The 14,119-nt window shown below is 42.0% G+C and carries 13 protein-coding genes; 9 read left to right on the forward strand and 4 right to left on the reverse strand.

Annotated elements, in window-relative coordinates:
* From Xbed_RS19715 to Xbed_RS09195, 4 genes are all read left to right on the forward strand, one after another.
* Window positions 1-977: hypothetical protein (locus Xbed_RS19715; RefSeq protein WP_167371889.1), on the forward strand; the 977-nt coding region annotated here is incomplete at its 5' end.
* Window positions 978-1,024: 47 nt separating this feature from the next.
* Window positions 1,025-1,429, forward strand: a complete 405-nt coding sequence (locus Xbed_RS09185) for a hypothetical protein (RefSeq protein ID WP_086112635.1) — start codon at window positions 1,025-1,027, stop codon at window positions 1,427-1,429.
* 193 nt (window positions 1,430-1,622) lie between these two features.
* Window positions 1,623-2,075 (forward strand): DUF2946 domain-containing protein, encoded by a 453-nt coding sequence (locus Xbed_RS09190; protein ID WP_244182453.1) that lies wholly within the window; start codon window positions 1,623-1,625, stop codon window positions 2,073-2,075.
* 111 nt (window positions 2,076-2,186) lie between these two features.
* Window positions 2,187-4,187 (forward strand): TonB-dependent copper receptor, encoded by a 2,001-nt coding sequence (locus Xbed_RS09195; protein ID WP_086112637.1) that lies wholly within the window; start codon window positions 2,187-2,189, stop codon window positions 4,185-4,187.
* A 71-nt stretch (window positions 4,188-4,258) separates the two neighbouring features.
* On the opposite strand, the gene Xbed_RS09200 is transcribed toward Xbed_RS09195, so the two are convergent.
* Window positions 4,259-4,756, reverse strand: coding sequence for a MarR family winged helix-turn-helix transcriptional regulator (locus Xbed_RS09200; RefSeq protein WP_086112638.1), 498 nt, complete (start codon window positions 4,754-4,756; stop codon window positions 4,259-4,261).
* A 177-nt stretch (window positions 4,757-4,933) separates the two neighbouring features.
* Here Xbed_RS09200 and Xbed_RS09205 point away from each other — a divergent pair, with 177 nt between their 5' ends.
* Both Xbed_RS09205 and Xbed_RS09210 read left to right on the forward strand, forming a co-directional pair.
* Window positions 4,934-5,821 carry an EamA family transporter gene (locus tag Xbed_RS09205; RefSeq protein WP_086112639.1) on the forward strand — a complete coding sequence of 296 codons (888 nt, stop codon included), beginning with the start codon at window positions 4,934-4,936 and terminating at the stop codon, window positions 5,819-5,821.
* Between the two features lie 30 nt (window positions 5,822-5,851).
* On the forward strand, window positions 5,852-6,448 hold the full coding sequence (locus Xbed_RS09210) for an NADPH-dependent FMN reductase (protein WP_086112640.1): 597 nt from the start codon (window positions 5,852-5,854) through the stop codon (window positions 6,446-6,448).
* Window positions 6,449-6,715: 267 nt separating this feature from the next.
* Here the strand turns inward: Xbed_RS09210 and Xbed_RS09215 are convergent, their stop codons facing one another.
* Genes Xbed_RS09215 through Xbed_RS09225 form a run of 3 tightly spaced genes read right to left on the reverse strand, consistent with a single transcriptional unit; the run spans window position 6,716 to window position 9,055 of the window.
* Window positions 6,716-7,153 carry a GNAT family N-acetyltransferase gene (locus Xbed_RS09215; protein WP_086112641.1) on the reverse strand — a complete coding sequence of 146 codons (438 nt, stop codon included), beginning with the start codon at window positions 7,151-7,153 and terminating at the stop codon, window positions 6,716-6,718.
* A 39-nt stretch (window positions 7,154-7,192) separates the two neighbouring features.
* Entirely contained in the window at window positions 7,193-7,618 is a 426-nt protein-coding gene (locus Xbed_RS09220; RefSeq protein ID WP_208612219.1) for an N-acetyltransferase, read from the reverse strand.
* Window positions 7,619-7,642: 24 nt separating this feature from the next.
* Window positions 7,643-9,055, reverse strand: a complete 1,413-nt coding sequence (locus tag Xbed_RS09225) for an MFS transporter (protein ID WP_086112642.1) — start codon at window positions 9,053-9,055, stop codon at window positions 7,643-7,645.
* 105 nt (window positions 9,056-9,160) lie between these two features.
* On the opposite strand from Xbed_RS09225, the gene Xbed_RS09230 reads away from it, so the two are divergent.
* From Xbed_RS09230 to Xbed_RS09240, 3 genes are all read left to right on the forward strand, one after another.
* A complete protein-coding gene (locus tag Xbed_RS09230; protein WP_086112643.1) occupies window positions 9,161-9,943 on the forward strand; it encodes a helix-turn-helix transcriptional regulator in 783 nt (260 codons plus the stop codon).
* Window positions 9,944-10,583: 640 nt separating this feature from the next.
* Window positions 10,584-13,640 (forward strand): autotransporter domain-containing protein, encoded by a 3,057-nt coding sequence (locus Xbed_RS09235; protein WP_086112644.1) that lies wholly within the window; start codon window positions 10,584-10,586, stop codon window positions 13,638-13,640.
* Window positions 13,641-13,785: 145 nt separating this feature from the next.
* Entirely contained in the window at window positions 13,786-14,103 is a 318-nt protein-coding gene (locus Xbed_RS09240; protein ID WP_086112645.1) for a hypothetical protein, read from the forward strand.
* Window positions 14,104-14,119 lie beyond the last annotated feature (16 nt).

Consider the following 14,119-nt stretch of genomic DNA (forward strand, 5'->3'; position numbering starts at 1 on the left):
GAATTAAGATTAAATATGACACCAAGAAAGGTTTTAAATGGGCTAACCCCCATCGAAGCCTATACGGGGCGCACATTGCACTTATTGTGTTAATCCAGCACTATAACCCAGTTGAAGCTTATAATGGGGAAATACGTTATTCAATTTCTCCAGGAGGTGCAGTTGTTAGAGTTGAATATGATGGTCAATCCTATTCCATTGATTATACGAGTGAAATTGAATCGGCAGTGAACTATTGGCGAAGGATTATTCCTAACATATATCCAGGTTTAACCATTAGACATACAAATCAAGGAGAATCAAATTTTGTCATTGGTTATTCCTCAAATATGAATCTATTCGGATCACGTCAAGATCGTGAGCCCGCTATATCATATATCCCAAATTCCGAACATGCCAATTCTGAGGCCATGAGAAACCACACATCAGATAACGCGGTCGTTAGCCATGGAATATATATTGATAATTTCCTTGTGGGAATGAATGATGATCGCATTAGGATGATTAGTACAATATTTGGTGATGTACATAATACAGGAGACATAATAAAAAGATATATGTATATATTGCTCGTCCGTCACTTGGGTTATGCTCTTGGTTTTGCTCCGGACGATACTAATGTTCATATAGGTGGTAATACAATAGCCTGGTATTCCCCGGAAATATCCTTTATATCGCGGAATGATAGTCTAACTCCCAGGCTAATGCAGCACTACAATACATTTGATTATATTGAAGAATTGTTGCGGCTTATTAACGAGGAAGAAGATTTTAATATAAACAACGTCGTTATTTCCCCTCAGGAGGAGATTGTTGCCAGAATATGTTTAGGTGGTGGCGCAATGATAGAACAGTCTGAAGAAATGAAAGAGTTTTATCAGATGTGTAATCCACGAAAGATAACATTTCCATTAACTGCACAAATGATGACAATACTTAACACAAAAAGAATTACCTCTAACACATCCGACAATTAAAAGTCGAGTAACAATGAAGAAACATAAATATAAAGGAGTTACCCAAAATGAGAAAAATCTTACAGAAAATAACGGTTGTTTCCTTAATCTCATCGTTATCACTTTTTATGACCCCAATAGTGCATGCATGGACAATGACGGATCTTCAATGCAAGAATCAACGTGCTTATGTAGGCTACATTACAGCGATATCTATAGGTTACTATCATAGTAATAGTAAAGATGATCATATAGCATTAGTATTTCGAGATGAGGGTAAACAAGATCAACCTGGAAAAATTATACTTACTGATGTAAATTATTCCGACCCAGCTGGCCCCGCCTTTTTTTCTATAGCGCAAGCAGCTTTGCTTACCGGTCAGAAAATAGAGATGTGGTGCAATGGGACTTGGATTAATGGAATATGGCTTGGAGAGGGTGCAGGAGTACCTTTGGGTTATGGATTACCATAAATGACTTTTTATGCTTTACTGTTCAAAATAAAAACACCGGAGTAGAGTAATAACTGCTATTCCGGTGTTATAACTTCTTAATTATCATCAATAAGTTAATGCTAATTCGTTGTCCAAAAAATATTTTAACAATCCTCAGCCAAAATACAGTAAGATTAGCGCCCAATCGTAGGAACTGATCTGGATCATCAACTTGTCATTTCTTTTTCGTCTATCACAAAACCGAACATCTGCCTTTATCGCCTTGCTGGCGATTTTGATGCTGTTCATTGCGCCAGTGGTGTCAAAAACCCTGGAGCACCATCGTGATGGCATAAAAAGTGAAATGAATCATTGTATGTCGATGTCTGACATGCAAGATAACGGCAAGAATATTCATCACAAAAACAGTCACCCTCAAGCGGCATCACATAGCATGAATCATGGTGCTGATCATGTCCATATGGGATTGATGGATGATATTGCCTGTGGTTACTGTCAGCTTCTGATTAACCTGCCGTTATTGGCGACTGGTTTTGTTCCTTTCATTTTACTGACACTCATCGTGTCCCGAACGCCACCAGCATCGTGCTTCTCTGGCCCAATCATTCGGCTGTTCTACGGCGAGTCACAGCCCCGCGCCCCACCCCTTAATGAATCGGCTTAATTGGAATAAATGATTTTATTTTCCTTGCGTTACGTAATTTTTACGGCAAGTCGGTATTACTTAAAACAAAATCCAAGAACAGGATTTGTGGCTAATTAAGGGTTATTTTTTATGTCTGCAACACAATTGTTCCGTATATCACCTTTGACAACGGCTTTGACTCTCGCACTCACCCTACCCACCTGTGGTTTGGCTGCCAGCGCAGATCATGCCAACGAAATAAAAAAGACCCATGACGTCAATGGCAAAGAATCTGTCATTATTGTCACGGCTCCGGCCATTTCCCCCCTTGAGGTGGTTTCTTCACTAAAAACCCCTCGTCAGCCAATACCAGCCAGTGATGGTGCTGATTATCTGAAAACGATCCCCGGTTTTTCTCAAATCCGTAATGGAGGGACTAACGGCGATCCTGTATTCCGGGGCATGTTTGGCTCTCGCTTGCGAATGCTGATTGATGACGGTGAAATTCTGGGTTCTTGCGGTGGTCGTATGGATGCCCCCAGCTCGTATATTTCACCCGAGAATTATGATGTTTTGAGTCTCGTTAAAGGCCCACAAACGGTACTGTGGGGATCAGGTAACTCAGCGGGGACCATTCGTTTTGAACGTACCCGCCCCCAGTTTGAACAACCTGGTGCTAAAGGCAATGCCAGCACAGTTGTCGGCTCCAATGGGCGTTTGGATGGGAATGTTGACCTCAGCTTGGGCAATGAATTGGGTTATATTCGTTTGATTGGCAATAAGTCCCGCGCCAATGATTATAAAGATGGTGATGGTCATCGAGTACCTTCTCGTTGGGACAAATGGAATACCGATGTCGCATTGGGATGGACGCCTGATGAAAATACCCTGCTGGAACTGAGTGCCGGACAAGGTGATGGTGAAGCGCGTTATGCCACTCGCATGATGGACGGCTCCCAATTCAAGCGTAAAAGTTTTGGGGTTCGTTTTGAAAAGTCCAATATCGGCGAGGTATTTGACAAGTTCGAAACCCATTTCTATTACAACTACACCGATCATGTGATGGATACCTATTCCCTACGCAGTTCAAAAATGAAAGCAATCTCAGAACCCGATCGCCTGACTATGGGTGGCCGCATGATGGGAACCTGGATTTGGGACGATTTCAAATTGCAAAGTGGTGTTGATATGCAAACCAATACCCATCGTTCCAACACCGATCGCAGTAAGGATAAAGCGAAAAGAGTTGGTTGGAGTAAGAATGCCCGTTTCAATGATTATGGCATTTTCAGTGAATTAACCTGGGATACCACGGAACAGAGCAAGGTTATCGGCGGTGCCCGTTTGGATCGCGTGATGGTATACAAATACGGCACCCAACAAGAACGCAAAGATACCCTTCCCGCCGGTTTTATTCGGTTTGAACATAACCTGAAAGACATGCCTGTTATGTTCTATGCTGGGGTGGGTTATACCGAGCGTTTTCCTGATTACTGGGAACTGTTTTCAGGTAGGGCAGGTGAAAATGCGTTCATGGATGTGAAAGCGGAGAAAACCACCCAGTTGGATATCGGTGCACAATATAACGACCAATCCCTGAAAGGCTGGGTATCGGCATATGTGGGCAAGGTTAATGATTTCATTCTATTTAACTATAACGGCAAAAACTCAGCCAACAATATTAATGCAACCATTATGGGCGGAGAAACGGGCATCGCTTATCAGTTAAACGATCATTGGAAAACGGATGCAAGTTTGGCCTATTCCTGGGCGCAAAATACGACCCATCGTCGTCCACTGCCGCAGACCCCACCTTTGGAAGCGCGTTTTGGCCTGAGCTGGGAACATGGCGATTGGAGCAGCAGTGGTCTGTTGCGTCTGGTAAACAGTCAGCATCGAGTGGCAATCAATGAAGGTAATGTGGTAGGCAAAGATTTCGATCGCAGCAAAGGTTTTGCCATTCTGTCTGCAAATACAACCTATAAGGTGACCCAAAATGTTCAGATCAGCGCGGGGGTTGACAACATTTTTGATAAGACTTACAGCGAACACCTTAACTTAGCGGGGAATCAGGACTTTGGTTATTCCGGCAACACAGCAGTAAACGAGCCTGGACGGACTTATTGGGCAAGAGTTAATGTTAAGTTCTAATATCTTTTATTTTTAGACCTATCTCGCCCTGGCTTTTATGTCAGGGCGGATCTTGCGAAAATAGCGTTATCTCAGCAGGTTGATTCATTTTCATTGGTCAGCAACCAATGCCGCAGCAGTGCTGCCAGTTGTTCTTGTTCCGTTTTTGTCAACGGTTCGAGAATCGCTTTTTGATTTTCCACATGACTTTCCACCGCTTTATCGATTAATGCCCTTCCTTCCGAAGTCAGCAAAACCTTGCAGCTACGCCGATCTTCTTTATTGGCAATACGCTCAATCAATCCGCGTTGTACCATATGCTCAATCCGCGTACTCATTGCGCCAGAAGTTAGCATAACGGATTGGTACATTTCTGTCGGAGTAATCGGAACGTTATTACGACGGAGTGTCGCAAGGATATCAAACTCAATGGCACTCAGACCGTGTTCTTTGAAAGCCTGTTGCAAACGCTGCTCAATGATTTTACTTACCCGAAATAGCCGGCCAATGACGCCCATTGACGATGGATCAAGGTCTGGACGCTGCTGTTCCCACTGTATCAGTAATCGGTCGACGTGATCGTACTTCATGCTTTTTTATCCTATTCATTTTAGTTTGGCAAAAAGATACTTGATAAAAATCGATTAAGCTATTATTTTGATTTATCTTTACGTAAAGATACTTTATGTGGTGGTATATCAATGCTTATAACTGGCAACATATTGATATGCAGGGTGAAGAAATGGATAAATTAGAAGGAAAGATTCATGTTAGAAATTAGAGTTGTCCGGAATATTTTACTGACTGCATTGGCTCCAATCGTTTGGGGCAGTACCTACATCACCACAACGGAAATGCTGCCACCTAATATGCCGTTGTTGGCTTCTACCGTCAGGGCATTACCTGCCGGTCTCTTATTACTGCTGATTTGTCGTACTTTTCCCCAAGGGATTTGGTGGTTACGTATTGCAATATTGGGACTACTCAATATCGGTGCTTTTTTCTATTTTCTCTTTGTTGCCGCAGGCTATCTACCTGGTGGAACGGCGTCATTAATAATGGCTTGCCAACCCATTTTTGTGATCTTATTAAGTGCTTATCTATTGAAAACTTCCCTTACGGCAAAACACATTATTTCTGCAATCTTGGGCGTTATTGGGATCAGTTTATTGGTATTGAATTCAACCACCAGCCTTAATTGGCAAGGCGTTATTGCAGGTTTTGCGGGATGTGGCTGTATGGCCTTAGGTGTTGTACTCACTAAATACTGGGATCGCCCCACTCACTTATCGTTACTCAGTTTTACGGGTTGGCAATTAACCCTTGGAGGATTGATGTTATTGCCCATCGCTATTTATACAGAAGGGGTGCCGCAACATCTCACAATGACAAACCTGCTTGGCTATGGTTATTTGTGTCTGGTGGGTGCTGTTTTCGCTTATATTATTTGGTTTCGGGGAATTGAAAAATTACCGGTAGTCACCCTCTCTTTTTTAGGATTTCTCAGCGCATTGTCAGCGTGTTTTTTGGGTTATTTATTTTTAAAACAAACATTTTCCTTGCTCCAAATGCTTGGGGCATGCACCATTATTATTTCTGTTTGGCTTTCAGTTCCCCGGAATCAGATAGAAAAAAACGAGAACCCTATAATTTAAGTCACCAATAAAAAAGTAACAGGAAAATCAATGAAACTGACTATAATCTCAGGCAGCCAACGCCCCGATTCTCACAGCCAACGTGTTGCTTGTTATTTACAGAAGTTGAGTCGTGAACACGGTTTTACCGATATACAGAACTTAGATCTCTCCAATGTAGAATTACCCTTGCACGATGGTTATACAACGGATATCTCCGCAGAATCTCATCCTTGGCAGGCGATTGCCCGGCATCTGATAGAGAGCGAAGCATTTATCTTTGTGACTCCGGAATGGCATGGAATGGCGACCCCGGCATTGAAGAACTTTTTATTATATTGTTCTGTGACAGAATTGGGCCATAAGCCAGCATTATTGACGAGTGTATCTGTTGGGATTAATGGCGTTTATCCTCTCTGTGAATTACGCATGACAGGGTTTAAAAATAATCATGTGTGTTTCTTGCCTGATCATTTGATTTTCCGTCAGGGAGAGAATTTAATTTCAAGCGATCTGACTTGCAACGATGCTGAATTTGAAGGGCGTGCCAATTATACGTTGAAACTCCTTAAATCCTATACTCAGGCACTGAAACAAGTACGCGAAGATATAGGTGAAGAAAGTCAAAATTATCCGTATGGGATGTAGTGGGAAGCCAAGAGACGAAATATTTTGATGGATCAACCTCGGCTCAAGTTTGCGAGCCGAGAATATGGATATCAAGCTCCATGACATATTTTTCCTATTTTTACCCAATAATGTGTCTATTTTCACTAAATCTGTATAAAAACACAGTGCCCCGTATTTTTGGCACTTTTGTTCAATGATAAAACACAATTCGCTTTGACTTTGACCAATAAGAACAAAAAGACAGTTTGATCCGCTTTGAATCTTATCCAGATGCGCCGTAAAACCCTAAATTTTGATAACAGCCAGCATTTCTTCAACTTCCTCATCCATGCCAACCTCAACGAAACCAAAGCTGGCATAAAGATTTTTTGCAACGAGATTATTCGGATCATAACTGATTCCTATTGCTTCCAACTGATCTGTGCGCCTGATTTCATCAATCGCCAGCGATAGTGCTTTACGCCCAATACCCTTGTTTTGATGGTTTTTATCTACCATAAACCGCCAAATCGTTATTCTTTGGTCAGCATCTGGTACCCACATGAAAAAACCAACAGGCTCCCCATCCAGACAAATTGCGCGTGTTTGATATAAAGGGTAAAATTTGGATTGGGCAAGGGACCACACATTTTCTGCAATATAATCAAGTTGGTCATCAGTTACTGATAGTTCGCAGACAGCTTCATAATTATTTTTATTTACGTCAGTTAAGGTGATTAACATACACTGCTCCAATCCAATATAGTGGCTAATATTGCTGATTTACCGTCTTAAACACATAAAATATTCCCGACATCCCGTGTTCTCATCCACTTCTTCGCGGATAACGTGAAATCCTTGCGATAAGTAGAAATGATAACTGGCCAGGTTTTTCTGATAGACCGATAATGTCAATTCCTTTCTGCGTTTTTTCGCATCATTAACTAATGCCTTGCCAATTCCCTGCCCCTGCTTGTCTGGTGAGACAAAAACAGCAGCCAGATTGTTTTCGTGAAGCGCATAAAACGCGACGACATGAGTATCCTGTACGTAAACATGTACCTCTGAAGCCGGGAGATAAATATCTCGCATATTCTTCACTTGTGATTGCCAGAATTCAGCCGCCACAAAATCGTGGGCTTTAATGGAAGCCGCTAACCAAATGGACAGAACCGCATCCATATCTGCTGCTGTAAATGATCTGATCACTTGTTGATATCCCCGTGAAATACTCTATAACTCTTTTCGATGTAATAGTTTCAACAAACAAAATGTAATAAAAGTGGCTGCAATATTGTAGAACATACTGTGAACAAAGGCATTTTGGTATGTGCTAACAGTGAGAACATCCACATTATTAAAATGCCACTGAACTAAAACACTGACTATAGCAACCCCAAAGGCAGCCCCAACCTGTTGCAAAGTAGCAATTATTCCTGATGCCATACCCGCAAATCGGATGTTCACAAAAGACAAAACAATATTGAGCAATGGTGTCATGACAAAACCTTGTCCATATCCGAGAAGTATCAAAATGGGTACGATCCCAAATAATAACGTGGTCATTGATAACGTTACTGGGGAACACATCGCAATGGCCACAATAAGAGCAATGAAAGAGAGTGTATAGAGCAGCGAACCGATCACGATGGCTTTGCTGCCAAAGCGTTTAACCCAATAAGGCGCATTGAGTGAAGATAAAACAAACCCTACACTTGCAGGCGCAAAAATTAATCCGGCATCTAATGGAGAGAAGCCTAAACCGTTTTGTAAAAATAAGGCGAAAACCAGAAAAAATGAACTGGAAGTGGAGTAAACAAATAACACCAATAAACAACCTAAACTGAATGGCTTGTTTTTCAATAAATCAAAATTGAAGAGAGGTGTTTTCCCTTGGGCTGCGTAATATTTTTCATGGCGTAAAAACTGTAGTAACACCAAACAAGCCAGAAAAAGTAACCCCAGACACCATATTGGCCAGCCAAAGGTTGGCCCAATCAAAAGTGGCAGCAGTAAAGCGAAAATACCGATGCTAGAAAGTGCCACCCCAACCAAATCTAACTCAGGTTTTTCTTGTGCGAGACTTTCATTGATATAACCTGAAAAAACTAAAGCCAATATGCCAATTGGCACATTAATTAGAAAGATAGAACGCCATTGTAAATCCCATAGATTGGCAGAAATCATCCAGCCACCTAAGGTTTGCCCGGCAATTGCGGCAAAACCTAAAGTCATTCCCAATAAACCAAACGCCCGACGACTGTTATCTCCGTCAAAACTGACACGGATACTGGCGTAAATCTGTGGAAATAGCAGCGCTGCTGACAATCCCTGTAAAAACCGGGCAAAAATCAAAAGCGTTGCGCTGGGCGCAAGACCACAAAGCCATGACGTCAGAGTAAAAGCTAACATACCTAACTGAAACAATCGCCGCCGCCCAAATAGATCACCTAAGCGCCCTCCAGTAATCAGTAGCAAGCCAAACCCCATTTCATAGGCCACAATGACCAGCGTAACCTGAAATAAAGTGGCCTGTAATTGTGATTGAATATTGGCAATGGCGATATTAACAACGAAAAGATCAAAGATAGTCATAAATCCAGCCGACAACAAAACTGATAGGGATAAGTAATCCTTTTTAGACATGACGTGGAGCCTCACAATGTTTGATATAAGCAGATGTTAATCGCTTCATTACCCTGTTACAATTTAACAACTTATACTATTACTAATAGTAATGGATTGAAAACAATGACAAAACTGAAAAGATCCCGTAGCGAGTTAGCCAATTTCTTACGTACTAAAAGAGAAAGTATCAGTCCTGAATCCGTTGGATTACCTCACGTTAGACGTCGCCGTACCCCAGGGTTAAGACGCGAAGAAGTGGCAGCGTTGGCAGGTGTTGGGGTCACTTGGTATACATGGTTGGAACAGGGACGGGAAATCGGCGTGTCAGCCTCTTTTTTGGATAATCTGGCTAACGTTTTAAAATTGAATACGGCCGAACGAAGGCACCTATATTTACTCACACACATGCGTGAACCTATCGAAACCGGGCAAACTTGGTGTGTCGTTTCTCCACTCATCCAACGGCTTATGGATGATTTGTCCCCTCACCTAACTTATGTGCTGAATTTGCATTGGGATGTTTTAGCCTTTAATCAACCCGCAGATGAATGCTTTTATTTCAGTCAGGTGGAAGATAAGCAACGCAATTTTTTGTGGTTATTGTTTACCAATGAGCATTATCGTGAGCTATTGCCCGATTGGGAACGGGATGCCTATCGTTTGCTGTCCAGTTTTAGACGCGACCATGCTCTTGCTGCTAAAGACAATTATATTCAAGAACTGGTGAATAAATTGCTGAAAATCTCACCTGATTTTTATCGTATGTGGCATAAGCACGAAATCTATGAACCTTGCAATGGTGTACGAGAACTGAATGTCAATGGACAGGCCACCGTTTTCGATTACACCTCCATGATTACTGATGTAGAGAAACACTTGCGCTTGATTGTTTATGTGAAAAATTGATCAATTCAGCCAGAATGGCATAAATGCGGGAATCGACATGCAATCAATATTTGAATGAAATAACCTATTATTTGTTAGTTGATATATTTAATTGGGATTAAATTTTCTGGGGAAGTAATATTTATATATAAAATGTAATATTTTATTTATATAAAGTGTTTTTTTGAAGTATGGAATCATCTTATCCTCAGAAGATTTTAAAAAACAGACCCATTTCAAACGGGTTATCAGGAAGAAAATCGCGATAAATTATACCCTTTTGAAAATATAACAATCACTCACATTAAACAAAGAAATTACATATCATTAACACAATTCTTTGGGTTAATCTCTTTCCCCGCATTTCACAATACCTTGTAAATTAAGTCATAAATGTGATTTTTCATTTTTGTTATAAAATAGTAATAAAAAAGTTAATCTTTCGCTTGCATTTTGGTTTTAATTATTATGCTATAGCAGCTCGTGGGCGAAGAATATTATGGTCGGTATATTCCTATAGATAATTAAAAAGATAGGGATATAAGGTCGCGCCTGCCTGTTGCAGTTTAATCATCGGTTTTATTAATAAAAACTTTTCAAGGAGCAATCTGCCAAACCGCGAATTGAAAGTTGCCACTTTTTGAAAAATGGAATCTCTCTTATGAAAAAAAACAATTCGGCACGACCGATCTTTTTGTGGATGACATTATTTTTTGGAACATTACCTGTTAGCGCTTCTATGGCAGCTACTGAATATCAGGAACAGGGTAAGAAGAACGCTCCAGACAGTTGGCTATCAGAGGAATTTAATCATCAATGGGGATTGGCGGCGATTGGTGCTCAATATGCTTATGCCCGTGGTTACACGGGTAAAGGCATTAATGTGGGTGTATTGGATGAAGCTGTAACCAACCATCCTGAGTTCGCCGGAAAATTGAAAATTCTTAGTCCAGAGGACACTTGGAACTACGATGAAGATTCCGACACCAGAATGATCAGTTTCGGTGCCCACGGTAACCATGTTTCGGGAATTATTGCGGCCAACCGGGATGGCAAGGAAATGCACGGCGTGGCATTTGATGCGGGTTTAATCACCGGAAAATATTTACAGAATGACTATAACCGTACAGAAGCCATGATCCAAAGTAATGTACGTGTCATCAATAACAGTTGGGGTGTTCGTCCTCGCTATCATACTGATGAGTACGGTAAGCCTAAACGAAGACCGGATGGGACGGTCGATTACGTTGAAATCAAAATTCAGGATGTGATTAATTATGTTACACCGATTAAAGATGAACTGGACCGGTTAAGCCGTTTTCCCATTCCTGAACTCGATGACTATACAACCAGAACTGCGGGTCTATTACGTGCGGCCCGTCATGGCAAATTAGTTGTTTTTGCGGCGGGAAATGCAAATAACTATAACGTCACCTGGTTACATGCGGGTATGCCGTATTTCTTCCCTGACGCATTAAAAAACTATCTCAGCGTTGCCAATCTGACCAGAGAAAATAAGATTAACGTCTCATCAACGAGTTGCGGATATACTGCCAGCTATTGCTTGTCCGCACCCGGCACAAAAATCTACAGCAGCACGGGGGATTTCGTTTCCAACGTTAATGGAAAAATCGATGAGGAGGCTTTCAAAAATGGTGAGCTGACCATTGATCCGACCTATGATGAGTATACGGGAACATCCATGGCGTCTCCTCATGTTGCTGGAGCTGCAGCCGTCTTGATGCAGCGTTTCCCCTACATGACTGCGGGACAAATCTCTGACGTCCTCAAAACCACGGCGACTGACTTAGGCGCTCCCGGCGTAGATAATGAGTATGGCTGGGGAATGTTGAACCTGAAGGATGCCATTGATGGCCCCAAAATGTTCATTACTGAAAAAGATATTCCCAAAACCTACTACATTCCCGGTTCCTATACGGAAACCCAATTTATCGCCAATATTCCCGGTATCGGCGGGTTGGTTGAAAAAGGTACTAGCGTAGAACGGAGATGTGACAGTATTGAGTGTGCTTATGACAGTTGGAGCAATGATATTTCCGGTCACGGCGGATTGACGAAAATCGGTAATGGTATTCTTGATCTTGCCGGCAAAAACAGTACCTATAAAGGCCCGACTTGGGTAGAACAAGGGCGTTTACAAGTCACTGGTTCCATAGACTCTGATGTCACAGTGCATGATGGCGCAATTCTCGGTGGATCAGGGACTGTCGGTTCGATTATGGCCAACACCGGAGCAAGTATTGCACCGGGCGATTTAAGCTCAAAGGGTACGCTGAGTGTTGATCGCGATGTTACCTTCCAAAACGGTTCACGTTATCTGGTAGAGGTGACACCCAATAGCAAAGGCCATAGTGATCGCATTGTCAGCAATGGTCTGGCAACGCTGAAAGGGGGTGAAGTACAGGTGATGCTGGAAAACAGCAGTAACTTGTTATCGAAGCCAGAAGTGAGTAGCTTGCTTGGTCAGCAATACAATATCCTGCAGGCAAAGCGGGGCATCAACGGGCAATTTACCTCCGTAGTACCAAACTATTTGTTCGTTGGTACTGAGCTGAGTTACCCCTCTGATCGAGTGATGTTGGATATAAAACGCAATTCCACCCCATTCGCCAGTCTGGGTATGACCGCTAACGAACGCGCTGTAGCCAATGCTGCCGATGAGCTGGATCTGGGCCACCCGGTTTATGAAAGTATTTTGATGTCTGATACGGCGGATCAAGCCCGCCAAGCATTTCAACAACTTTCTTCTGGACAGATTCATGCTGATATTGCCGCAGCACAAATCAACAATAGCCGCTATCTGCGTGATACGCTGAATACCCGTTTGCGTCAGGCTGAGGGTGGCACCAGCGGACAAGATATCAAAGCGGATGAAAACGGTGTCTGGGCGCAGACCATGGGTAACTGGCAACGTGCTAGTGATAACAGTGAAGTCAATGGTTATCGTGTATCCAACTATGGTGTGTTACTGGGTGCGGATAAAGAACTGGCCAACGATTGGCGGTTTGGCGTAGCCACGGGTTATACCCGCTCTTCTCTGAAGGGAGGTCATAGTACTTCAGCACGCAGTGACAATTTCCATCTGGCGCTATATGGTAGCAAGCAAATTGATGCCCTGGCGTTGCGTGCGGGTGCTGCTTATAGTTGGCATCGTTTCGATACAGAACGTTCAGTGGCCTTTAGTAGCCAGTTCGATAATCTGAAAGCCAAATATGGCGCTCAGACAGGTCAACTGTTTACGGAAGCGGCTTATGGAATCAATACCTCTTGGTTGAATCTGGAACCCTTCGCCAACTTATCTTATGTTAATTTCCACAATGAAGGCATCAGTGAGCATGGTGGTGCCGCTGCACTGAGTGGTAACAAACAATCGAAAAATACGACCTTCTCGACGTTAGGTTTACGTGTCGATCAAAAATGGCAGACTGAAAATGGTCTGGCTGTGGGCGTATATGGAGAGTTGGGTTGGCAACATCAATTTGGCAATCTAGATCGTGACACCCAATTACGCTTTAGCAATAGTCATGCGACGTTTACTGTCAACAGCGTCTCAGCAGCACGTGATGCCGGTGTCATCAAAGCAGGTACAGAATTAGGCATTAATGAAAACACCACATTGTCACTGGGGTATAACGGTATTCTATCGGGCAGCCATAAGGATAACGGCGTGTTCCTGAATGCCAAGTGGCGCTTCTGATTCAGTAATAATTACACCTATTTTCAATAGCAAAAACTCACTGTTGGCCATGGCCGGCAGTGAGTTTTAATTTTTAAGGCATTTGTATATGCTTTTTATTATTTGTATAATTATGTGATGCTTAAGAAATCAGAGGTAATTCAATATGGAAAAAATCACAGAGGAACTCATGATTGAATATGGTTTTACATTAAATGAAATTAAGCTAATAAAATCAGCTTCTCAGAGAGCTTGCCACGATATAAGAAAAGAAATCATTATTCTAAGCAATGGGTTTTATGGTTTGATGCTAGGCTTGATAATTATATTTTTATCTTTTGTTTTTGTGGTTATATTTATTAATGATGTCAACTACTTAAGTGTTATACCAACTGTTTTTATTGCCTTGTTCTTTGCGTTGTTTTTTTCTTCTCCAAAGTTAAAGTATAAATCCTTTATGTTTTTAAGGAAACATAAAGGATAGATTATTGATTTTTTAA

This window comes from Xenorhabdus beddingii, assembly GCF_002127545.1.
GTDB lineage: Bacteria > Pseudomonadota > Gammaproteobacteria > Enterobacterales > Enterobacteriaceae > Xenorhabdus > Xenorhabdus beddingii.

Coding starts and splice junctions, on each gene's coding strand:
- Xbed_RS09185 (WP_086112635.1), top strand. CDS start 1,025: ATGAGAAAAATCTTACAGAAAATAACGGTTGTTTCCTTAATCTCATCG.
- Xbed_RS09195 (WP_086112637.1), top strand. CDS start 2,187: ATGTCTGCAACACAATTGTTCCGTATATCACCTTTGACAACGGCTTTG.
- Xbed_RS09200 (WP_086112638.1), bottom strand. CDS start 4,756: ATGAAGTACGATCACGTCGACCGATTACTGATACAGTGGGAACAGCAG.
- Xbed_RS09205 (WP_086112639.1), top strand. CDS start 4,934: ATGTTAGAAATTAGAGTTGTCCGGAATATTTTACTGACTGCATTGGCT.
- Xbed_RS09210 (WP_086112640.1), top strand. CDS start 5,852: ATGAAACTGACTATAATCTCAGGCAGCCAACGCCCCGATTCTCACAGC.
- Xbed_RS09215 (WP_086112641.1), bottom strand. CDS start 7,153: ATGTTAATCACCTTAACTGACGTAAATAAAAATAATTATGAAGCTGTC.
- Xbed_RS09225 (WP_086112642.1), bottom strand. CDS start 9,055: ATGTCTAAAAAGGATTACTTATCCCTATCAGTTTTGTTGTCGGCTGGA.
- Xbed_RS09230 (WP_086112643.1), top strand. CDS start 9,161: ATGACAAAACTGAAAAGATCCCGTAGCGAGTTAGCCAATTTCTTACGT.
- Xbed_RS09235 (WP_086112644.1), top strand. CDS start 10,584: ATGAAAAAAAACAATTCGGCACGACCGATCTTTTTGTGGATGACATTA.
- Xbed_RS09240 (WP_086112645.1), top strand. CDS start 13,786: ATGGAAAAAATCACAGAGGAACTCATGATTGAATATGGTTTTACATTA.